The sequence below is a fragment of the Methylobacterium sp. CB376 genome, assembly GCF_029714205.1.
Classification (GTDB): Bacteria; Pseudomonadota; Alphaproteobacteria; order Rhizobiales; family Beijerinckiaceae; genus Methylobacterium.
On record NZ_CP121648.1, the window covers coordinates 1105289 to 1127522 of the forward strand.

At 64.7% G+C, this 22234-nt stretch carries 17 protein-coding genes and 5 pseudogenes; 12 read left to right on the forward strand and 10 right to left on the reverse strand.

Annotated features, from left to right (window positions below):
- The first annotated feature begins 740 nt into the window (after window positions 1-740).
- Window positions 741-923: a hypothetical protein gene (locus tag QA634_RS04900; RefSeq protein ID WP_236728793.1), complete on the forward strand. Its 183-nt coding sequence runs from the start codon at window positions 741-743 to the stop codon at window positions 921-923.
- A gap of 50 nt (window positions 924-973) precedes the next feature.
- Here QA634_RS04900 and QA634_RS04905 read toward each other — a convergent pair.
- Both QA634_RS04905 and QA634_RS04910 read right to left on the reverse strand, forming a co-directional pair.
- Window positions 974-1608, reverse strand: a pseudogene (locus QA634_RS04905) (recombinase family protein).
- Window positions 1609-2503: 895 nt separating this feature from the next.
- Window positions 2504-3010 (reverse strand): annotated as a pseudogene (locus QA634_RS04910) (IS630 family transposase); the annotation flags it as partial.
- A gap of 951 nt (window positions 3011-3961) precedes the next feature.
- On the opposite strand from QA634_RS04910, the gene QA634_RS35750 reads away from it, so the two are divergent.
- The 3 genes from QA634_RS35750 (at window position 3962) to QA634_RS04920 (ending at window position 6474) form a co-directional block, all read left to right on the forward strand.
- On the forward strand, window positions 3962-4309 hold the full coding sequence (locus QA634_RS35750; RefSeq protein ID WP_415926911.1) for a GFA family protein: 348 nt from the start codon (window positions 3962-3964) through the stop codon (window positions 4307-4309).
- A 612-nt stretch (window positions 4310-4921) separates the two neighbouring features.
- The gene (locus QA634_RS04915) at window positions 4922-5902 is read left to right on the forward strand and encodes a histone deacetylase family protein (protein ID WP_012330943.1); all 981 of its coding nucleotides are present in this window, start codon (window positions 4922-4924) and stop codon (window positions 5900-5902) included.
- An 86-nt stretch (window positions 5903-5988) separates the two neighbouring features.
- The gene (locus tag QA634_RS04920) at window positions 5989-6474 is read left to right on the forward strand and encodes a hypothetical protein (RefSeq protein WP_150108574.1); all 486 of its coding nucleotides are present in this window, start codon (window positions 5989-5991) and stop codon (window positions 6472-6474) included.
- 537 nt (window positions 6475-7011) lie between these two features.
- Here QA634_RS04920 and QA634_RS04925 read toward each other — a convergent pair.
- Window positions 7012-7534, reverse strand: a pseudogene (locus QA634_RS04925) (IS66 family transposase); the annotation flags it as partial.
- A 437-nt stretch (window positions 7535-7971) separates the two neighbouring features.
- Window positions 7972-9300 carry an MFS transporter gene (locus QA634_RS04930; protein ID WP_012330945.1) on the reverse strand — a complete coding sequence of 443 codons (1329 nt, stop codon included), beginning with the start codon at window positions 9298-9300 and terminating at the stop codon, window positions 7972-7974.
- 336 nt (window positions 9301-9636) lie between these two features.
- On the opposite strand from QA634_RS04930, the gene QA634_RS04935 reads away from it, so the two are divergent.
- On the forward strand, window positions 9637-9831 hold the full coding sequence (locus tag QA634_RS04935) for a DUF6880 family protein (RefSeq protein ID WP_150108575.1): 195 nt from the start codon (window positions 9637-9639) through the stop codon (window positions 9829-9831).
- A 399-nt stretch (window positions 9832-10230) separates the two neighbouring features.
- Window positions 10231-11223, forward strand: coding sequence for a catalase family peroxidase (locus tag QA634_RS04940; RefSeq protein WP_012330946.1), 993 nt, complete (start codon window positions 10231-10233; stop codon window positions 11221-11223).
- Between the two features lie 589 nt (window positions 11224-11812).
- Here QA634_RS04940 and QA634_RS04945 read toward each other — a convergent pair.
- Window positions 11813-12325, reverse strand: a complete 513-nt coding sequence (locus tag QA634_RS04945; protein WP_012330948.1) for a MucR family transcriptional regulator — start codon at window positions 12323-12325, stop codon at window positions 11813-11815.
- A gap of 202 nt (window positions 12326-12527) precedes the next feature.
- On the opposite strand from QA634_RS04945, the gene QA634_RS04950 reads away from it, so the two are divergent.
- From QA634_RS04950 to QA634_RS04965, 4 genes are all read left to right on the forward strand, one after another.
- Window positions 12528-12740, forward strand: a complete 213-nt coding sequence (locus QA634_RS04950) for a hypothetical protein (RefSeq protein WP_012330949.1) — start codon at window positions 12528-12530, stop codon at window positions 12738-12740.
- A 152-nt stretch (window positions 12741-12892) separates the two neighbouring features.
- Window positions 12893-13114 carry a hypothetical protein gene (locus QA634_RS04955; protein WP_150108576.1) on the forward strand — a complete coding sequence of 74 codons (222 nt, stop codon included), beginning with the start codon at window positions 12893-12895 and terminating at the stop codon, window positions 13112-13114.
- A gap of 448 nt (window positions 13115-13562) precedes the next feature.
- Entirely contained in the window at window positions 13563-14945 is a 1383-nt protein-coding gene (locus tag QA634_RS04960) for an NAD(P)/FAD-dependent oxidoreductase (RefSeq protein ID WP_012330951.1), read from the forward strand.
- Between the two features lie 60 nt (window positions 14946-15005).
- Window positions 15006-15710, forward strand: a complete 705-nt coding sequence (locus QA634_RS04965) for a glutathione S-transferase family protein (RefSeq protein ID WP_265576532.1) — start codon at window positions 15006-15008, stop codon at window positions 15708-15710.
- Between the two features lie 20 nt (window positions 15711-15730).
- On the opposite strand, the pseudogene QA634_RS04970 reads toward QA634_RS04965, so the two are convergent.
- The 4 genes and pseudogenes from QA634_RS04970 to QA634_RS04985 form a co-directional block, all read right to left on the reverse strand.
- Window positions 15731-16531: pseudogene (locus tag QA634_RS04970) on the reverse strand (IS66 family transposase); the annotation flags it as partial.
- Window positions 16492-16680, reverse strand: coding sequence for a transposase (locus QA634_RS04975; RefSeq protein WP_150108577.1), 189 nt, complete (start codon window positions 16678-16680; stop codon window positions 16492-16494). The gene QA634_RS04975 and the pseudogene QA634_RS04970, both read right to left, overlap by 40 nt.
- 339 nt (window positions 16681-17019) lie before the next feature.
- Window positions 17020-18897: a tetratricopeptide repeat protein gene (locus QA634_RS04980; RefSeq protein ID WP_012330953.1), complete on the reverse strand. Its 1878-nt coding sequence runs from the start codon at window positions 18895-18897 to the stop codon at window positions 17020-17022.
- A gap of 810 nt (window positions 18898-19707) precedes the next feature.
- Window positions 19708-20440: pseudogene (locus QA634_RS04985) on the reverse strand (response regulator).
- 137 nt (window positions 20441-20577) lie between these two features.
- Between QA634_RS04985 and QA634_RS04990 the strand changes: the two are divergent.
- Together QA634_RS04990 and QA634_RS04995 are read left to right on the forward strand one after the other, a co-directional pair.
- Window positions 20578-21012, forward strand: a complete 435-nt coding sequence (locus tag QA634_RS04990; RefSeq protein ID WP_012330954.1) for a MucR family transcriptional regulator — start codon at window positions 20578-20580, stop codon at window positions 21010-21012.
- 203 nt (window positions 21013-21215) lie between these two features.
- Entirely contained in the window at window positions 21216-21524 is a 309-nt protein-coding gene (locus QA634_RS04995; protein ID WP_012330955.1) for an HU family DNA-binding protein, read from the forward strand.
- Between the two features lie 202 nt (window positions 21525-21726).
- Here QA634_RS04995 and QA634_RS05000 read toward each other — a convergent pair whose 3' ends face one another.
- The gene (locus QA634_RS05000) at window positions 21727-21909 is read right to left on the reverse strand and encodes a hypothetical protein (RefSeq protein WP_043700840.1); all 183 of its coding nucleotides are present in this window, start codon (window positions 21907-21909) and stop codon (window positions 21727-21729) included.
- Window positions 21910-22234: the final 325 nt, after the last annotated feature.

Sequence of the window (22234 nt, forward strand, 5' to 3'; positions counted from 1 at the left end):
TGAGAGCGCAACCGCGAGGAGAGCCGCGCGGTCGAGGTAAGGCGCCAGCTCATCCTCACGCTCCCGTCGAGCGCGGGCGCTCAGGCCGGCGAACCGTCGAAGCAATCGCTGGGGTGCATCGTCGAGGAGCAGCCCCGGCGGTGCAGGGTCGGCCGGTGGCGGCACGTGGCGTGTGGTCCGGCGGGCGGAGGTCACGAAAGCCACGCTGCCGCGACACGCGGTCGGGGAAGACAAACGCGGCGGTAAGCGCGCCAATTCGACCCGTTAAACTTTGGTTAAAACACAGATGAGCTACGGTTATACTTAGTGCAGTAGAAGCATGATTATAGCAAGGCTTGCACTCGCGGTGCTGAGAAGGCCGATGCTTGCTATCGTTTCTGCGATCATCTCCGCCCCCTTGTGCTTCTTGAGACTGGCCATACCGGTCGTCGGGTGATTTGGCAACTCGGATTGGCGGCCTAATTCATGATCAGGTCGCACACATACATGGTCAGTAATCAGGTTGCACACGGTCCGATCGACGACCTTAAGTGCCTCGGATTATTAACTGCCAAGCTGTCCCGATCACGCACCGTGAGGTGCAGTCGGCTGTGGATCAACCCCGGTCGGTGCGACAAACTCAGCACAGAACGTTGCCCCCAGTGTGTCACTGTGAGCACACTGGCGACATGTCCTGTGGTTGCCCCACGTCGCACTTCGAGCTCTGGCTCCTCTGGCCGCGGCCGGACGGCGCGGGTGTCGTGACCGATCATGAGGATCTGGGTGTCGCCACCAAAGAGGAAGCGTTTGCAGCCGCCGCAGCCCGGGCTCGCGAACTGTTCTCGCAGTCTGACGGGGTGGTCATGCTGCTGGACGGATCGGGTAAGCTGATCTGGTCGAAGCGGTGCGGCATGCCTCGGCCGGGCGACTCCGTCGGCTTCTGAGTGCAGCGGACTGCGCGGTCACCGGGATCTGACGCAGTAGGTTGCGGCGATCACGGCGGGGCCGCGGGGCGGCGTCGCCCCGCCGCGACCCGCTTGGCGATCTTGGCGATGCGGGCCCGGCTGCACCCGGCCGCCGCCTGAACCTGAGACCACGTCAGCCCGGCGGTGAGCATCGCGGCGATGCCTGCGTTGCGCTCCGTGTCCTCGACCCGGCCCCCGGTACAGGCCCTGCGCCTTCGCCCGCGCCTGCCCCTGAGCCTGCCGGCGGCGCCGGTCCTCGTCGTCCTTGCGCGCCACCGCCGCGAGCACGTCCAGCATCATCCCGTTGACCGCCTCGAACATCCGGGCCGTGAACGCGTTGCCGTTGCCCGCCGCCGTCATCCAGCTCGTCGGCGGGTCGAGGGCGACCACGCGGATGCGCCGGTCAGCGACCTCGCGCTCCAGCCGCTCCCAGTCCGCTACCGTGAGGCGGGAGAGCCGGTCGACCTGCTCGGTGAGCAAGCACGTCGCCGGGGTGGGCATCGGCGAGCAGGCGGAACAGGGCCGGGCGCTCGAGGCAGGCGCCGCTCTCGGTCTCGGCGTACCACGCGGCGATCCGGAGCCCCCGCTCGGCGGCGAAGGCTTCGAGCTGCTGACGGGCGCGCTGGGCGTCCTGCTCGTCGGTGGAGGCCCGGAGGAGGTGCACAGGCGGGCCGATCGGTCCGCTATGGATGGTTCACTGAGCGGCGGTTCGCTTTGAATGGTCAAGCGGGCCTTCTTGAACCAGCTCCGGGCTGGTTCTCCGGGGGCAGACCCATCCAGAACCGATGCGGGTATGTCGGGAGCCGGGCAGTCATCTCCGCAATGGCTCCATGATGAGATCGATCGACACACTGCATGGCAAATTTTGTCGATCTCGCAGTTATTATTTTGCATTTCTGTCTTGTTTATCTATGGCTTTTCTTATAATTTTTCTAATATGCTCTCGAATTCTCTCGCTTCGCTCTGATGAATTGTCAGTCGCGTCATGTGCTTCAGCCTTGATCGGATCGTGCATCGATAGGGTTCCCGGCGCCAGAGAGCGTGCATACTCAACAAGTAGCCCAGCCTCTTAGGTAGGACGGCATGTCGGTGTGACTACACAACCTACTCTGCCGTAAATCTGCTACATAGTGCAACGCTCCCAAAGTCAGGCAGTCGTTATGGCCATATTTGATCGTGCAGTTAATTTCATGAAACTTCGGTATAAGGATTAAGTTTCCATAAACCAAACATGCGTATTAGCTCGGTGTCGAATACGTAGGCTGCCGGACGGAGCCGCGCACTCCCGACTGCGCAGAAAAGGGCCACCTGATGCAGCCTAACTCAAGGTTTACAGCATAAACACTCTTCTTACACCAAAGATCTCACCAATCGATCGTGTGACGAGTGCAGCAGATTGGTTCCTTAACGAACTTAACGTTTCCGATAATGTCGAAAGAGCATTCCTTGAAACGCCACCATAACAAATACGCTGACCAAGTGTCGAAGAATTGAGAGGCAGCCTCATGTTGACCGAGCCAGCCTCTAGAGCACCAAGTATAAAATAATTCGCCTTGGATCGTCGTGCCGTGGCGTTTGTAGTTGTGGGTCGTGGTGCTGGCGCGGCCGGGCTTCATCGGCAGACTGGGCTGGCTGCGGTCGAGGACCTGGATCTGGCTCTTGTCGTCGACCGACAGCACGACCGCATGGGCAGGCGGGTCGACCGAGAGGCCGACCACGTCGCGCAGCTTTGGCACGAAGTCGGGGTCGGGGGAGAGCTTAAACTGCTGCAAGCGGTGCGGCGCGAGCCCGTGCGCTTTCCAGATGCGTTGGACGGACGAGACGCTGATCCCGATCGCCTTGGCCATGGCGGCGGCCGTCCAGTGCGTGGCCTCCTGCGGGGGCTCAGTCGCGGTCACCGCCACCACACGGTTGATGACGTCCTGCCCGCTGGGCGGCACGCGAGAGGGCCGGGTCTTGTCCCCCGGAAAGCGTTAGACCCTTGCCGCGGCGGACCGCTTCTGCCAGCGCCAGACGCAGATCTTTGATGCCCCGGTCCTGCGCATAATCTCGACTAGAGCAGCACCCGATCACGTTGCAATCGGGTACTGCTCTAGGTCTTTGATCTTGCCGCATTTTCTGCGACGAACCGGCATCCACTTCGTCGGAAAATGCTCTAGCTCACGTCGTTTAACGCTCGTCTGAAAAGCCCCGATTGAACGGCTCAAACGGGCGCGGGTTGGGCTACTGTGGTGTCTCATGAGTTGGGTCCGAACAGACGCCCGGCGGCAGGGCGCAGCCGCCGGGCGTTCTGCTGCGGGTAAGACTTCGCTAACCATCCCAGCCAACCCTCTCACCTGCTAGGCTGAACACCCAGCCGGCACGGCGGCGGCCCGATGCTCCGGGATGAGATCTCCGGGCCGCCGCCCCGAATTCCGAGACCGCCCGCTCGCGTCGTCGCAGGTTCGAGCGTGCGAAGACAGCGACCGATTGACCGCCCAAGACCTCAGGCGGGCCGGTTGCTGTAGCTGGCGGCCGAGCTCGCTGTGCAGGCTGGACCCGGCCGCTGCACTGTTTCAGCACATCCGCAAGCCGTCCTGGCGCGCTACCACTCCGCCCCGGGCCAGCTCGGGCGGGCCTTCGTGGTCGATCGCGTCGCGCTCGCGGCTCTTGAAGCCCCCGGGTTCTTTGAGGGGATCGAGGTCCCCGGCTCGGCCTTCCGGGCCACCGCGCGGGCTACGGTGCCGGCCGGTGCAAGGGCGGTTCGGCCGTGACTCCCTTGCCCGCCTTCGCTACGGCCAACGCAGCCGCTCAGCGGGCCCGCGGCGGACTCTCGTGGGACGGCCCGACACACTCTACTCGGACCGCGGCCGATAATTAGGTCAGAGGCCCTGTCTTGTAACTATGAACATTGCAGAGTTGAATTGAGAGTAGGTCGATTTTTGCGCCGCAGAGAGCGATGAGGGAAGGCTATGGCTAGGATCGAAGGTGGGTGCCTCTGCGGTGCCGTTCGCTACCGGTCCGAGGCTGAACCGGCCATGCAGGTCATATGTCACTGCAAAACCTGCCAGAAGAATTCTGGATCAGCCTTCTCCATGAACGTGGCGATACCTCAAGATAGTCTCACCACACAGGGTGACGCATTGCGGCCCTATATTGACCACAGCGGCGCGAGCGGGCAGCCGTTTTACCGCTACTACTGCAGTAGCTGCGGCTCGCATATCTACAGTCATGGCGCAGCCTATGGACCGGTTGCATTCATCAAGGCAGGAACGCTTGATGACGCGACATGGCTCGCCCCGTCGGTGCACATTTGGGTTGCCGAAAAGCTTCCCTGGGTATCTATCCCAGACGGTACTACGCAATATCCAGGAAATCCGAGCTGACAGCTGAAAGGTTGGTTAGGCGCGGGCCGCCCCGGGCTTCACGTCGAGATCGTGTCCCTTGGAATAACCCAGGAGCGGCGAGGCCGCCGAGACAGACCGAAACGTCGATGCCGCTCCAGTCCGGGACGACGATGACCACGACGCAGGCGGTGATCGGGTCGAGAACGCGGACCTGGGCCACGAGCGCTCCCCGCTGCTGAGCCGTCGGTAAGCGTGGCTGGGATCGTGAGGCTTTCGAGGCGGCTGAGGTCAGAAGCCGCCGTCGTCCCCGCTGGTCTAGGCAGAGGCCCACCGGGTCAAGTGGCGCACACCGCAGCGTGGCAGGGCTCTTCGCGATCTCCTCCCCGACCTCAGGCCGCTCCTCAGGAGCGGCCTTCTTTCATCCTGCCGGACCTCATGCGCGAGGCGTCCCGTTCGCGTAAGCGCGAGGCTGGAACGCGCTCGGGGGGCTGACCCAGCTCAACGACAGTGCCGTGACGCCTTGTCAGAGTGCTACTCGGTCGAGCCCCGAAGCTGAGCGATGAGAAGCTCTCGGCCTACGGAGCAAAGGCAAACGGCCACGAGCGCCCCGTGAGGAAAAGCGCAGGGCGAAGGCAACCGGGGAGGGTCTGAATGACGACGCTGCACCTGACGCATGCAGCCGCACTGGCTCATCTTGCGCCTCTGGGCCATCCCGAGCGAGCGGATCGCATCCGGGTCGTCGAGCGAACCCTGGAACAGGAGCGCTTCGCGGGCTTGGTCCGAGAGCAGTCGCCGCTCGTCGCGCGCACGGCCCTGATCCGCGCGCATGACGAAGCCTATGTCGCAGCCATGATCGAGGGCCTCAGGCGGGGCGACTGTGTGCTGGCGGATGACGACACGCCTGCCTCGCCGGGCACCTTGGAGGCGGTCCTGCGCAGTGCCGGCGCTGCCGTGCAAGCGGTCGACGAGGTCATGACCGGACAGGTGCGGAACGCCTTCTCGGCCATGCGTCCGCCTGGCCACCATGCCGGGCGCGCGCGCGCCACGGGCTTCTGCTTCTTCAACAACGTCGCCGTCGCAGCCCGCCACGCTCAGGCCGTCCACGGCGCCGCGCGGATCGCCATCGTGGACTGGGATGCCCATCACGGGGACGGAACCCAGGAGATCTTCTGGAGCGACGCGAGCGTCCTCTTCTGCTCGACGCATCAGTGGCCTCTCTACCCGGGTTCGGGTGCTGTGTCCGAGCGCGGCGAACACGACACGATCGTGAATGTGCCACTCCCTCCCGGTGCTGACGGCACGATGTTCCGCGAGTCCCTCGATGTGGCGGTGCTGCCCAGGATCAGGGCCTTTCGCCCAGACCTTATCCTGATCTCGGCCGGGTTCGACGCGCATTGGCGGGACCCGTTGTCGGACCTGAACCTCACAGAAGCAGATTTCGGCTGGGCGACACAGCGGCTCGTAGACATCGCCGACCAGGTGAGTGGGGCGCGCATGGTATCACTGCTGGAGGGCGGCTATGATCTGATCGGCTTGGCGAGGTCGGCGGAGGCCCACGTCGCGGCCCTGATGGCCCCTCCCTCGCGTTCTATCGGGTACTGGGAAGACTCGCGGGCCCAGGCTTCTGCCTGAGATGGCCGATAAGAACGGAAGACGACAAGGCTGCTTCAGTCCACGCGTACAGCACGGGACGAAGCTGCATTCGCGGACGTCCCTTTGTGCTGATGATCACAGCGGCTTTGCTCACCGACGCGTATCGTGTGCATACTTTGGTTATGAAACAGATTTCCCCCGAGACAGCGCGGATCGACACCGTTGACAGTATGAACCAGAGCAATGAAAAGATCAAATTGGCCGTGCTTCTCGGTTTTATCGCAGTCGGCGCAACGAATTTCATTGCGTTTAGTATCGCAGCTGCTTTTCTCGGGGGCGACGCTGGAAATGGCAAGATCGTAAACGGACACTATTTTCTGGGAAGTCACGGCACTTACACCGAAGTGAGTGAGGCAGTTTTCACTTACAGCCTGTGGCACGTTCGAAGCCTCTTCATCACCCATCCGCTGGCCGGGTTGGCGGTATTGTCATTGTTCAAGACGAAATGCTCTACCTCTCATGGGTCGACCACGGATGGGCTTGCGTTTTACGTCCGAATTTATGGGTGCCTTGTGCGCAGCATAGGGCGACGCTTCAGACGTCGCCTCTAAGTTTTTCAACAAAATCCAGCCGTAGCGGACCTCGCGCGTGGCTATCGAGCGTCAGACCTGATCCACGAGGAAGCCCGCGAGTCTGCCGATTAAGGGGGCGGCCCGAGGCGAAAAGCCCGTCTCCGGCCAACCTTGAGGTCTGTAGCCGGCGTCCAGCCCGGATCAGGCCAGGCAGCTGATAGGTCCCGGTTCGCGCGATCCCGAGCCGCCGGGCGATCTCGGCTGGGCCGAGCCCTTCCACCTGCAGCGCGCACCCGCGCCGCGTCGATCGCGGGCGCGACCGTTGCTCTAGCTCAACGACGACGTCGCGGCTGCGCGCATGATCGGATCGCAGCGCTGCGTCTTCTGACCTCATCAGGAGCCAGTGCTGCCGGCGGGCCGGGGGTTCTAACGTTCGATGGCAAACCCGGCTCGCTGCCCCTGTTGCGCTGCCGAGAGCTATTTCGCCTGGCTGCTGGTCATTACCCAGGGGGGGTCCGGCCCGGTGTCGGAGCCGGCTGAGCTTGCTTGCGATGTATGGGCCGATGCGGGAGGCGATCAGGCGCCGATGGTCTTGAGGAGGGTGGCGAAGGTGCCGGTCCCCGAGAGGCGGGCGGTGTCGACGACCGTGCGCACGTCTGCCTCACCCTTGGCCGCCCACATCGCGCGCCGGCTCGGGGCGGACAGGATGTCCGACAGCCGCCGCTCCAGCGACCGGCCGCTCCAGCGACCGGCGCTTGGCCGAGAGCGTCGAGGCGGCCAGATCGGTGACGCGCTCGGCCAGGCTGAACACCGACCCGAGCCACAGTTGCAGGCGCAGCGGCACCGGGTCGTCGCTCACCTCGACCGCGTAGGCGACGTCACGAGCCAGATGCGCCAGGCAGGTCTGGTGCCGCACGCCGTGGCCCTGCTGGGCGGTGTAGCGGTCAGAGATCCACACCGCGGGCCGGTGCCCGTCCATCATCGCGTGCACGATGGAGGCAGCCCGCGTCGGGGCGGCCTGATGCACCACCGCTTCGTCCGAGCGGAACACCCGACGGTACGCGTTGCTGCCTTCGATCCGGACGCCAGTCTCGTCCGAGGGTCCACACCTGCATCCGCCGCACCCCGTTCCTGCCCTGGACCGGCCTCGGCTCGAAGGCGCTGCCGGGGCTGCGGGGCCGCGGACTCGCGCTCTATCTCGGGTTCCAGGACCTGAAGCGGCGCCTCACCGGCCGCGGCGCCCCCTGGCGGCCGGTCGGGCCGGTCGCCGTCGACGCTCCAGCCTACACTTAGACCTGAGAGATACTGCGCGGCCGACGCTCGTCTCCGCCGCGCAGCCCTCTATCGTCCACGCATCCTGCGAGGCTCGATAGGCTGGCCCTGGCCACCAGCATCAACTCAAGCCGGTGGCCAGGGCGCCCGATCGCGGCGGCGCTCTCTCAACGCTTGCCGCGTCAGGGATCCGCGACCGGTTCTTCGCGCCCGGCCTGGGCGGGTTCAGCAAGGCCCCCGGCCTCGGCCTCAGCCCTCCCGCGGTCACTCCGCCAGGACGGGCTTGTTGGCCTCGGCGGCCTCCAAATCCCTGTTGACCCTCAACGTCATCGCGACGATGCCCCCGGCGAGGGTGCAGCCGCCCAGGACAAGCAACCCGGCGGTGAAGTTGCCCGTCAGATCTTTGAGATAGCCCATTACGTAAGGCCCCGCGAAGCCGGACAGATTCCCGATCGAGTTGATTGCCGCTATCCCGGCCGCGGCCGAGGTGCCCGTCAGAAAGGCGCTCGGGATCGGCCACAGAAGCGGTGGCGTCGCTGACACCCCGATCTGGCTCAGGCACAACAAACCAAGCACCAGGACCGGGCTCGAGACCAGCCCTGCGCCCGCGACACCGACAGCGGCGAGGACCATGGCAAAGCACACATGCTCCCGACGCTTCAGCGTGCGATCGGAGTTGCGGCCCAGGAGAACCATCCCGACCGCGCCGAACACGAACGGCAGCGCGGAGAGCAGGCCGGTCTGGAAGTTGCTGACGCCGAAGCCCTTGACGATGGTGGGCAGGAAGAACGCGACCCCGTAGCTGGCCGCGTTCAGGCAAAAGTAGACGAACGAGCACGCCAGCACCCGCGGATCGGAGAGCGCCTTGCCAATGCTGAGGTGCTCGACGGCGGTCTTCTGCTTGCGCTCTGCCTCGAGGCGCGCCTCGAGCCATGCCTTCTCGTCATCCGGCAGCCAAGCCGCGAGGGCCGGCCGATCAGTGAGGTAGAGAATGACCGCGAGCGCCATCACGATCGACGGCAGGGCCTCGAGGATGAACAGCCACTGCCAACCGTCGAGCCCGGCGCCGGTGACGTTCAGCAGGGCCCCCGATACTGGCGCACCGACGATCGAGGAGAAGGGGATGGCCAGCATGAACAGCGCCACCACACGGGCGCGGTAGACGGAGGGAAACCAGAGCGTGAGATAGAAGATGATGCCGGGGAAGAAGCCCGCCTCGGCGATGCCGAGCAAGAAGCGCAGGATGTAGAACACCCACTCGCTTGAGACCCCAGTTGCCTTCGAAATCGGAGCAATGAAGGCAAACATGGCGGAGATGATGCCCCAGCTCAGCATAATGCGAGCGATCCACAACCGCGCTCCGAACTTGTCCAGAGCGAGGTTGGAAGGCACCTCCAGCAGGAAATAGGCAATGAAAAAGAGACCGGCCCCGAAGCCGTAAGCAGACTCCGACAGCCCGATGGCCGCATTCATTTGTAACTTAGCGAAGCCAACATTCACCCGATCTAGGTAAGCGACAAAATAGCAGACAAATAGGAACGGCATCAGCCGCCACATGACTCTGCGAATGGCTCTGGTCTCGATCTCTTCCATGACGAACTCCCTCCCTTGCTCTTGTATTGTTGCAGATCTGAGACTCCGTGGTTTCCTACCAGAGATTTGGGCGGAGGCGAGTGCTGAGATCTGCGCCGGACCGCGCACACGGGGAGGACGGAGCCGCAGATCAAACCGGAAGCCGCGACGCCGTTCCAAGGCACCAAGTTGCTCGTCGACATTGGGAGCGTGATGAGCCCCAGGGAGCACTTGCTCCTTGCCGTCTCTCCAGTGCGTGCTCATGCGAGCGGTGGGGCACTCTGCCCTGCTTGGTGGGCCGAGACGCGGGCTGCTCAAGCCACGCTACCCTCCTGCCTGAGCGAGGAGGTGAACGGCATGGCGTCCAAGAAGACGGTGAGCGTTGCCAATCTGACGGCACTCGGCGCCGAGCGCCTCGCGAAGATCCTCATCGAACTCGCAGACGAGAACGCTCAGGTGAAGCGGCGCCTGCGTCTCGAATTTGCAGCAGAAGCCAGGGAGACAGCATCGCTGCCCAGATTGGCAAGCACCTCACTTCACCAATGTTGCTAGAGCATTTTCCGACGAAGTGGATGCCGGTTCGTCGCAGAAAATGCGGCAAGATCAAAGACCTAGAGCAGTACCCGATTGCAACGTGATCGGGTACTGCTCTAGTGGTCCAAATCTGACGCTTGATACCTGCCGCGAGGGGCTGCTTCCGACCCCAGGCGGTCCTGAGGAGGTCCGCTTTCAGGCTGCTTGGTGAACCAGAGACGTGAGACCGGAACAGATGGATTTGCGACCGTCCGCTCTACGGATGCAAATTGCTGGGCGAACGTCGCGATCCGGCCTGTGGTAACCGCTTGTGCATCCACCGAAACTCAAGCCACGTGCGCTTGCCCTGGATCGTAAGGGTTCCATTTCGCCGGGGCGGCCCATCGCACGGGTCGCCTCACGACCGGAGAGGAACGGATGTTGGTCTCACGATGCGGGCATGCCCTGGTCGCGGGCGTCATGCTGCCTCTCGTCATGGGCCTCCCGGCCGTGGCACAGGACGCCTCGACAGCCGAGCAGACCATCGACGTGATGAACACCTTGTTCGGCAAGCACCCGGGCAAGCGGGCCAACCACGCCAAGGGCGTGGTCGCCGAGGGCAGCTTCACCCCGTCGGCCGACGCGGCAACGATCAGCAAGGCGTCCCTCTTCAAGGGGACGGCCGTGCCAGTGACCATCCGCTTCTCGGACGCGACCGGCGTCCCAACGATTGCGGATGGCGCGGCTAACGCTAATCCCCATGGCATGGCGCTCAAGTTCAAGCTCGGCGACGGGTCGGACATGGACGTCGTCGCAAACTCCCTTGCCTACTTCCCTGTTGCTACAGGTGAGGAGTTCCGCGACCTGCTGAAGGCGGTGTCCGAGAGCGGGCCCGATGCGAAGAAGCCGACCGCGCTGGAGCGCTTCGTCGCCACCCACCCCGCCGCTGCCACGGCCGGCAAGACGGCCAAGACCCCGTCGAGCTTCGCCCGACAGACATACAACGGCGTGAACGCCTTCATCTTCGTGGACAAGCACGGCACGCGGCAGCCGTTCCGCTTCCGGTTCGTGCCCGCCCAGGGCGAGGAGATCCTGTCCGCTGAGGAGGCGGCCAAGCGAGATCCGAACTACCTGATGGCTGAGATTGGCCCTCGCATCGCCAAGGAGCCCGCGAAGTTCCGAGTACTGGCGCAACTTGCCGAGGCAGGGGACCCAACCAACGACGCCACGAAGCCGTGGCCGGAGAGCCGGAAGATGGTCGACCTTGGCACCCTGACGGTCACCAAGGCTGTGCCGGACAGCGCAGAGGCCGAGAAGGCGCTGCTGTTCATGCCGAACGCACTCACCGAGGGTATCGAGGTCTCGGACGATCCCCTCATCGATGCGCGCGTCCAAGCCTACGCAGTGTCGTTCAGCCGACGCTCGCAGTAGGCGCCGGACACCGCGGGCGCCGCTGCGCTTAGCGCGCGGTTCCGGCGGCTGGGGCGGGGGTTCCGGCGGGGCGGTTCGTGTCCGGGGCGCCGGTGCGGGCGCCGTTCTTCGTGGCACCCGAGCCGGACAGGCCGCCCGCACCTACGCTCCCCGTGGGCGTGCCGGCCTCGCTTCGGTCTCGGGCCGGCGACTTGGCGGCTCCCTGGTCCTCCGCCGCTCCAGCGCTTCCTGCCAGACTGGTGAGAAGCGCCGCGCCGAGGAGGACTGCCCGTCCGGTTGCTCTCATGATGCGTCCGCTCCCGATCGTGGTGATCTGCGATTGCTGTCCTGCGTGACCAACAGGAGACGTTCGGCAACGTTCCGGGGGACGCGGCGGTTGGGTGTTCTCCAAGGTGCCGACGATCCGCAAGGACGGGCGGGAGGCCACAGCAGATCAGCGCAGGACCGCCAGCCACGCGCCGACGAGGTCTTGGCTTGCGAGAACCATCCCAACGGTCGCGATCAGCACGCCGACCAATACGAGGAGGGCCGAGACGAGTGACAGGCTGCGCTTGCGCGCGGCCTGTCGCGATCGGAACGAGCTCCGCACCTACTCGACTGCGGCCTTGGACCTGCCGGCCTTGGACCTGCGCGGCCTCCCGCGCTTGGCCGGCTTGCTCCCGCTTGCATCCGAGGTGGCTGCATTCGCGGCGGCCCGATCGCGCCGGATCTGGCCGAGGCCGAGGGCCTTCGCGAGCGCGGAACGCGCCTTGGCGTAGTTTTCCGGCACCATCGGGTACGTCGGCGGCAGCCCGAACTTCTCCCGGTACTCGGCGGGCGTCATTCCGTGGCCGGTCAGGTGCCGCTTCAGCGATTTATAGGGCTTGCCATCGATGAAGCTGATTAGGGCATCTGGCGTGATGGACTTCTTGATCTGGGCAGGGGTCGCCTTCGGCGCCTCCTCAACGGCCGGGGGCGGCGGGTTCAGCACGTTGCCGAGTGCCTCGTATACGCGCGTGAGCAGGGCGGGCAGATCAGTCATCCGCACGCTGTTGTTCGCTACGTACGCAGAGACGATGTCGCTCGTGAGTTCTAGAGAGCTGCTGGAGACGGGGCCGGTCATTTGTTGATCCCTGGCGGACACCAACTCCTGGACTCGACAGAGCATTTGGTCAATGCGGTGAATCTGGGATCGACAGGAAATTCGGCGGCAGATCCTGCGGGTACCGGCCGTGACTTGATGAAGAGCAAAAATCCCAAGCCCGAGTGAACTTATGGATCGGGTTCGCCGTTCGTGGGTGGGTCCCAGTCAAGGAGCCGTGCAGATGGGTATCTTGGACAAGGCATGGAGTCCCGGACGGATCGTCGAGATGGGCACGTACGGGCTGGTCCGCTACGCCAAGATGAGCAACGGCGAAACGATCTGGTGGGGGATGGAGGAGACGGTACCCCAGCAGGTGGCGCTGGCGGCCTGGGCCACGGAGGCCGAAGCCAAGCAATCACGCGCCGCTGCGGCGCGGGAGCGAGTAGCCGGCTGAACGCATGGACACAGGAGCGCGGAACGCGCCTGTGGACCGAGCGCTGCTCCTCGGCGTGTGCCTCGACCCGCGCTGCCGGCACGACCTGCATCGCCTGCGCTCGAGCAGCACCCGATCACGTTGCAATCAGGTACTGCTCTCGGTCTTTGATCTTGCCGCATTTTCTGCGACGAACCGGCATCCACCTCGTCGGAAAATGCTCTGGCCGCGATCGTGCCTCTCGGTCCATCACGAAAGCGGTCACCTGGTATCAGGACGCGGGCCAGGCCTACGTGCAGGCTGATCTGGACGGCAATGCCGCCAACGGGGCGGAGCTCAAGATCCAGCTCGCGGGCAAGCTCGCGCTGGTCAGCTCGGACTTGCTCCTGGCCTGAGCTGGGCATCGCCGTGAGAAGGTCGTGGGGAGCCTGCTAAGCCCCCTACGCCACCTCTGTTGGCGGGTTCGCTTGGTCGCGGCCCTTACCTTTGTGCAGCGCAGACGATCTGACCAGGTATACTCACGGAGACAGAAACAGCAGGGCTCAAAATGCCGTCCGCGTGAGTTGCCTGCGACGTGCGGACGTGAGTCTATATGAACGCTTTCCTTGTAGACACAAGCAGATAGAGCAGAACTGGAGTGGCGTTCGTCCGTTCTCTCGCTCCGGTTGGCCGAGGTGTGCGCCTCAATCGCTGTTTGACGTCGCACCCGGTCTTCATGCAAATATGGTATGCATGAACATGCGTTGCCAAGTAGCGTAGGCTTGGCGCCAGGCAGACCCGGGCTGCTGAAGAGCGTCGAGCTGGCGCTTCACATGCGAGCTGTACGGCCTGTGGGAGTGCGACATGGCGAAAGCTCCATCGTCCGCAGTTGTACTCGGAGCCAGCATAGCGGGGTTGCTCGCCGCACGAGTTCTCAGACAGCATTTCGACCGCGTCACGCTCGTCGAGCGCGATACCCTGCCGGACGAGCCCGCCGTGCGCAAAGGCGTGCCGCAGGGTGCCCACGCGCACGGGCTGCTCGCAGGTGGGTACCGCATCCTGGATGCGTATTTCCCGGACATGATGGACGAGTTGGAGGCGCTCGGCGCGCCTCGCGGCGATGTCGCGGGGGACTTTCTCTGGTTTCAGTACGGCCGCTGGAAGCTGCGCCACGATGCCGGGCTGCCTGGCATGGTCGTGAGCCGTCCCAGTCTGGAGACTGCCATCCGCCGCCGGGTCACGGCGCTGCCGAATGTCGACCTGCTGCACGCGGAAGCGAAGCAGCCGAAGTTCGATCCCGCGACCGGCAGCGTTGTTGGCCTCGTCGTGGAGAGGCACGGGTTTCCTGCCGCTGAGGAGATCCGAGCTGATCTGGTCGTCGATGCGAGTGGGCGAGGCTCTCAATCACCCAAATGGCTTGAGCAGTGGGGCTACGGTCGCCCACAAGAGGCTGCGGTATCGGTCGACGTCGGGTACGCCACGCGCGTCTTCCGGCGGCGACCGGGAGAGTTGTACGGCTCCTTCGGCGCTATCATCGCGTCGACGCCGCCTGCGGGGAAGCGCATGGGCGGCCTCATGGGCGTGGAGGGCGACCGCTGGATCGTCACGCTCGGCGGCAGCGCCGGTGATCATCCCCCGACCGACGAGGAGGGCTGGAACCGCTTCGCCGCGAGCCTGCCGGTGTCGGCGCTCTACGACATCGTCACCTCCGCTTGCCCCCTGACGGGGATCCAACAATTCCGATTCCCAGCCAATCGACGGCGGCTGTACGAGCGAATGCGCCGCTTCCCGGGCGGGTACCTCGTGCTGGGCGATGCACTCTGCAGCTTCAATCCCATCTACGGCCAGGGCATGACCGTCGCGGCCAGCGAGGCACAGGCGCTTGATGACGTTTTGGCGAGCGGTCGCGAGGGTTTGGCGCGGCGCTTCTACGCGCGAACTCGCCGGATCGTCGACATTCCCTGGACCATCGCGACGGCCGAAGATCTCCGGTTTCCGGAGATCGAAGGGAAGCGTCCACCCGGGACCGCGCTGGTGAACAGGTACCTGGAGCGCGTTCATGCGGTAGCTTCCTGCGATCCCCTGGTCTGCCGCAAATTCTTCGAAGTCGTTAATCTCTTGGCGCCTCCAAGTGATTTGTTTTCACCGAAATTGATCTGGCGGATTCTCAGGCCCTTAGCCGATCAGGGCGAAAACTCGCCACTTCAGGCGCACCGATTAGGCTTAGATCGCGCCCAGATACCTTGATCTGATTGCCGGGTCTGGGAGGACGAAGCACCTGATTACATGCGTGCGAGGGCTCAAGCCGTGATTCTGTACCACTTCAGCGATGCGTGGGGGTTCGACCCGAGCCCCTTCTGCGGCAAGGTCCAGGCCTATCTCCGGCTGGCTGGCCTCCCCTACGAGGGCCGCACCGGTCTGGCCGAGTTCCGCCGTGCACCGCGCAAGCAGTTGCCCTACATCGACGACGACGGTGTGATCGTTGCCGACAGCCAGCGCATCATCGAGCATGTCAAGGCGAAGTACGGTGACAGGCTGGACGGGTGGCTCGGCCCCGAGCAAGCGGCCATCGGTCACGCGGTCAGCCGGATGCTCGAAGGCGGGAATTACTGGATCGGTGTGTACAGCCGCTGGTTCGAAGACGATGTCTGGAGGATCTACAAGCCGGTAGTGCTCGGTGCTCTGCCGGCCCTAATCCGACCAGTTTTCGCCGCTGCACTACGCCGCGACTACCGCCGGCGGCTTCGCGGCGTTGGCTTATCACTTAGACCTGCTGAGGAGATTTATGAGCTGGGCAGACGGGACATATCAGCGCTTGCTGGAATTCTGGTTGATAAGCCATTCCTTCTCGGCGAGAGAGTCTCTTCGTTCGATGCAACTGTCTACGGTTTTCTCGCGAATGGATTTTACACGCCTCTTCCTGGACCGTTTCGATCCATGATCAGCGAGCATGACAATGTCGTTGCGTACGTGGAGCGGCTGCGCAGAATGACTCAATTGCCGAAACTCTGATCCGAGCGTATGCGGTGTTCTCAGGCCACGGCCTTGGCGGTGGGCATGGCGGGGTAGACCCAGGGCAGCAGCTCGTCGCGGCGGCTGTTGGGATGCCCCTCGACGCTGCGGGAGATCACGTCAGCGAGGTAGCCGCGCGGCTCGATGCCGGCGAGCTTGCACGTCTCGACCAGTGAGGCGATCACCGCCCAGTGCTCCGCCCCGCCATCCGAGCCGGCAAACAGGGCATTCTTTCTCGTCAAGGCCGGGGGCCGGGTGGTGCGCTCGACCACCTTCGAGTCGATCTCGACTCGCCCGTCAAGCTGCCCCGCCTTCGTGCGACCTCGACCCGGGTCGAGCACCGGCGCGGTGGTCTCGTCCGCGAACAGCTTGCCCGAGGCCCTCAGCTGCTCCAGCAACCGCGCGTGCACCGGCCGCAGCGGGAAGGCGGCGCGCCCGACCCAGTCGGCCAGGGTCGAGCGGTCGAGGTAAACGCCTTGGCGGGCGAGGATCTACGCCTGCTGGTAGAGCGGCAGGTGATCGGCGAACTTGGAGACGAGGACCTGCGCGACGAGGTCGTCGGTGGGCAGCCCGCCCTCGATCAGTCGCGCGGGCGCGGGCGCCTGCACGACGACGTCCTCGCAGGCGCGGCAGGCGCGGCAGGCGCGGCAGGCGTAGCGCGGACGCCGGATCACCAGCACACGGACCTGGGCCGGCACCACGTCGAGGCGCTCGGACAGGTCCTCGCCAATCCGATGCAGGGTACCCGAGCAACAGGGGCAAACGGTGCTCGCGATGTCGATCACGCGCTCGACACGCGGCAGGTGGGCGGGAAGCGCGCCACCTCGGACACCACCGCACCCGGCAGGAGCGTCTCTTCCAGGATGCGCGCCTTGGCCTCCGCCGACCAGGTCCGTCGCCCGCCGGCACCGGTGATCACCTCGAAGCGGCGCACGCGCTCCGGCTCAAGCGTAAGGTCAAGTCCAGACACAAGCGGATCCCGGGTTCGAAGCAGGAACCGCCAGGATCACACCTCAGGCGCAGGCCCGAATGGTGGCCCGGAAACATCGCTTACTCTCCGAAGCGGACATTAGCCGAACAATCCGTTGTGACTGTAGCTGGATGATACGGATGCGCGGAAATTGAAGCGCTGGGCCATTCGCGCCTTCGTGGAGGGGGAACTCAAAGGTTGATGGCAGACAGCTGATCAACGCGCGACTCGAACGGGGCCGTCCGTGGCAGGCATGCGCCGTCGGTCACGCGCGTCCTGCGCGAAAGACCCGAGACTGTGGTCCGCCACAGGTCGACATCTGCGGAGTTGCGCGGTGTGTCAGAGCCGGTCGAGCGCCGGCACATCGCCGCCGAACCAGTTGCTTTTGATCAGCCGTTCCGCCTCGCTCGCGGCGGCTCTATCGCCCCGTGCCTCGGCCACCCTCAGCAGGCCTGCGGACGCCCAACCATTGTTGGGCGAATGCCGGAGCGCCGTGCGAAACGCAGCCTCTGCCTCGTCCAGCCGACCTTGCGCCAAAAGCGCGGCACCAAGCGATTGGTGAACGGGGTAGTACCAAAAAGGTGGCTCCATATAGGGCAGCAACTCCTGGATCGCCGCAGCCTCCCTGAACAGGGCAGCCGAGCGGGCATGATCGCGGGCGTTCTGGGCCACCCTGGCCTCTATCAGCTTCGCGGCGATGGCGAGGACGTCCGGCGCCGGAACGCCGGCAGGCACGAGGGCGGCGATCTCCGGCCGCTGGGCCAGCTTTCGGATCTCCGCGGCTTCCGACCGTGCTTGGTCACCCCGGCCGAGCCGCGCCAGGGCGACGCCGCGGGCGTAATGCCAATTCGCGCGAACGAGCGGGAAGTTCGCGTCGGGGGCTGGCAAGGCCAAAATGGTGCTTGGGGACGAGAACCGCGCATGAGCGCTGTAGGGCGCAGCAGCGATCGGCTGCGACCAGGGCACTTCACGCTTAGCTCGATCTGAGACCATTCCGGCGAGCTTCTCGGCCGCGGCGAGCGCGGTCTGCCCATCCCCACCCATTGTGGCCGACGCGAGGAGGAAGTGGACGTTGTGGGCGTAGTAGGCCTCCGAATAGAGGAGGCTCGCGCCGCCTCGCCGGATTAGCGCCTCGTCGACGGCGGCGGCCTGCAGGTTCGCGTCGAGGCTCTCACGCCAGCGTCCGACGCGATACCAGATGTGGCTCGGCATATGCACGATGTGTCCGGCGCCCGGCATCAGGTCGGCTAGCCGCTCGGCATGTGGCACGGCTCGTTCGGGTCGGTCCGAAGCCTCTACCGCGTGGATGTAGAGGTGAATGGCCCCAGGGTGATCGGGTGCTGGAACGAGAGCCCCTACCTGGCTCTCACCAAGCACGCCTTCGATCAGCTCGATCATCCGCCTTGCTTCGCCTTTGGGGGTCCGGCCGTTGTCCGTCCAGTAATCCCACGGGCTCAGGTTCATCAGGGCGTCTGCCGTGAGCAGCGCAACCTCCGGGCTCTCTGGAAACCGGGCCTGCACGCCCTTCATCTCGTCGGCATAGGCGTGGTCGAGTGACCTGCGATCCACATTGTCATCGGGTGAGTAGCGCTTCGCAAGCGCGGTGATGAGCGCCGCGCCAACCGGTCCCGAGGACGGGGCCAAGCGCTTGGCTTCATCGAGGGCAACCAGTGCTCGCGCATTCGCGTCGGCCTCGATCGGGAAGTTGATGTGCGGGCCGAGCACCCAGGCCTCGCCCCAGAAGCACATGGCGCAGCTCGGATCGAGCACTTGCGCCGCCCGGAACGCCCGGGCAGCCTCGGCGTGATTGAATGCCCAGGCAAGCCGATAGGCCTGATCGAAATAGGCGGCGGCCTCGGCGTGTGCAGGGCGGGCCTCCGGCCAAGTGAGCCGACCAAGGTTGTCATAGAGCGGCGGCGGCTCTGACGAGGTCGGCGCGGCCGCCCCTTTCGGGAGGTCGTGGCTATATGTCCCGAGTTCGTTGCGGGCGGGCGGGCGGGGATGCGCGTGGTTCTGGGCCGGCGCGATCACAATTTCGGCTGTGGCGCCCGATGGCCTCGGCTGGAGCAGAGTGTGGAGAAGCCGCACGCGCGGGCTGTCGTGACTTCCAAGCGGGCAAGCGATGGCTCCGCTTCCCACTGACAATACGCTGGCCGCTGTGGTCGCGATGAGAGCGCGGCCGAAGGGCCGCCAGGACCATTGGACGACGTCGATCATCGGAACCTCCAGAGTTCACCGACCTTCGCCTGATATTGATACGACGGCGGCTCGGCTGACGCACAGGATCTATGCAGCGGAGGTCTGGCCGTTCGCGGCCGTCGGCCTTCGCGCCGCTCAGGGGACACGAAGATGAAAAGGCCACTCCCTCAGGATGGCCACCCGTGTTTGTCGGTGTCAAGCGACGCGAATGCCTGTCCTCTTTGTGTCACGAGGACCTGACCACGCAATCCGTCTTCCGTTCCTAGAGCGGCACCCGATCACGTTGCAATCGGGTGCCGCTCTCGATCTTTGATCTTGCCGCATTGTCCGCGACGAACCGGCATCCGCTTCGTCGGAAAATGCTCTAGACAGGTGCGGATTGAGGGCGGGCGCCGATCTATGCAGAAGACCGCTGCGCCGCTTCCCGCGCAGCCGGCGCCTCAGATGCGGCGGAGCCTACGGTGCGGACGTGAGCCTGCTGCGCCTCGCTGCAACCCCCGGCTTGGACGTCGTCATTGTGGGTATCTGCGGCGATCCGCTGAACGTCCGCTCGGGGTCGATGCTGTTGAAAAACTCCGCTTGTGGCACAAATTCCGGGGTGATCACACAATATGTGGTCATATCTCATCCGCCATCCTACTATATATACAGAGGCGTGCAGATGCGGGGGGTTTTTCAACAGCATCGGGCATCCGCTGCCGAAAGCGGTTAGGCCATTTCCGGCCAAGACCGGTTGCTCCAAGTCAATCGGGCCGCCAGTAAACAGGCCTTCCGAGAGTCCGAGAGGGGTCGGAAGCTGCCCCTCGGCCCCGGCCTACCGTGGTCCGCTCAAGCCGACGCGGGCTCCACGCTTCGCGATTCGGCAACCCGGTAGCCAATACCTGGATCTGTGAAGACAATCCTCGGCTCTGCCTGATTCTGCTCGAGTTTCTGGCGAAAGTGTCCCACATAGACGCGCAGATATTGGGTATTCGCCTTGTGCGACGCCCCCCCCAGACCGCGCTCAGAACCTGCGTGTGAGTGACAACCTGTCCGGCGTGCCGAGTCAAAAGCGCAAGTATGTTAAACTCCCTCGGCGAGAGCCTTACCTCGACATCATTTCGGGTTACGCGCCGACGTAGGATATCGATCTCAATCTCGCCGATCCGGACCGCCGCCATCTCCCCAACCTGGTGCAGGCGGTGCCGCAGAGCCGCCCGCAAACGCGCCATCAGTTCGCCGGTCCCGAAAGGCTTAGTCACAAAATCATCGGCCCCCAGGTCCAGCGCCGCGATCTTCTCCGCTTCTCGATCCCGGGCTGAGCGCACCACGATCGGCACCTGCGACCAGGCGCGCACGCGACCGATCACTTCTTTTCCATCCATGTCGGGCAGGCCCAGGCCGAGGACAACCGCATCCGGAGCATCGGATGCGATCCGTTGCAGCGCCTGGCCCCCGTCTCGGCTCTCCGCACGTCATAGTCGTTCGCCACCAGTACCGGAGCCAGGAAGCGGTGGATGGCGGGCTCATCATCGACCACCAAAATGCGGAGGAGGACGAACGCGGTGGGGCCGCGACGCAACTTCGTGCGTCTGGTGAGAAGGCTAAGTACTCTAACTGCAAGCACTCTGTGGGGATATGGTCGCGCATTACGAGCTGTATTGATGAATGGGCGTAGTTCTGAGGTAAGCTAGACGCCAGAACGTTCAAGGAGGGGGAATGTCCGAGGCAGAGGGCAGCGCGGCGCGCAACGTCGAGCTGGTGGCCGATCTTGTTGCGGCCTTCTTATCTTACAACACCGTGCCGGCGGGCCAGCTGCCGGGATTAATCCGTAGCGTCCACGAGGCGGTCAGCGGACTCGGCAAGCTCGCCGAGGTGGTGCCGGCCAAGCCGGTGCCGCCGATCCCGATCAGGAAAACGGTGACGCCGGACGCGATCATCAGCCTGGAGGACGGCAAGCCCTACAAGTCGCTGAAGCGCCACCTGACTGGGCGTGGGCTCACCCCCGAGCAATATCGAGAGAAGTGGGGCCTGCCGCCGAACTACCCGATGGTGGCGCCGAACTACGCCGCGCAGCGCTCCGAATTTGCCAAGGCGCTCAGCTTCGGCCAACACCGCCGCAAGGGTGCACCTCCTTCCGGCAGCTCGGCATGATCGAGGCGCACTCGCGCGAGGGCGGTCCGTTCACATGAGGGCGGGGTCTAGAGTCGAAAGAAGCCCGCCACGGCGAGGGGGAATACCGGGCGGGCAGAAAGAGAGTGGGATCGATAAGGATCGGCGTCACTTGATCACAGCCGTAGAGAACGCGCCCCAACCTATGATACGTTGGAGGTGTCGGACGGTCTCATCGTGCCCGCATGCTCAGAGCGCAGCTCATCCAACGCGTCGCGGCATTGAACCCGCATCTTCCCCATGGCCAAGCTGACGCGCTCGTGCGCGCAGTCCTGGACCGGATCACCGAGGCCCTGATGGAGGGTGACCGGATCGAGCTGCGCGGCTTCGGGGTGTTGAAGACGACGGCGAGAGAGGCGCGGCAAAGTCGCAACCCTCGGACGGGCGAAGCAGTGGAGGTCCCGGCCAAGCGCGACGTGGCGTTCAGGGCCTCGCGTGAGATGCATGAGCGGTTGAATCCCACGCCCGATCAAACGCTGCGCGCGGCGGAGTGAGGGTTGGGCCAGCTTCCACGCGCGTGAGGACGTCCGGCAGGGTGCCGCGGGCGGGTGTCTCGACTGTGCTCATCTGCGGGCGCCTGCTCCGGGTGCCGATCCCTGGCAGTGGGCAGCGGGTCGGGTTCGATGGACCCCCTGACGGCCCGGCCCGCACGAAGGAACGCTGGCTCGCGAGGGGCCTCTCAGGCCACCCGCTTCGTCACGTGTACCGCTCGCGATTCTCCAGGCCGTTCAGCGCCTCGCAACACGCGTGAGCCTGGATCTCGACGACGAACGACGCCGCTGGGGCCCCGCTGCCGTCCCGGTCGCATACGTCGAAGATCTGGCCAGCCACGCGGAGGAGCGCCTCCAGCGCGTCCCGGATGTCGACGTCGTCGGCCATGCGCTGCCCCTCTGCCGTGGGCGGCATGGCCGCAAAACGTGACGTCTTGCAGAAGGAAGCCCGCCGCGGCAGAGCCGGGCGGGCTGAAGGCCGCGTAGAGTAGAACCCCGCCAGAGAAGCATGTCGGCGGCCGATTCAGAGCTTGGCAGTTCGTACTACCCGCGCCCCGCGTCGGAGAAAGCCCGCCGCGGCGGAGGGGAGGACGCCGGGCGGGCAGAGGTGCGCTTGCATCGGTGAAGGCCCCCATCCAATCAGATCTGCCGGCCCGACACATTCACCTGAGCTACTGGATCCTGCCCTGCGAGTTCCTCAGGCTGAGCGTAGG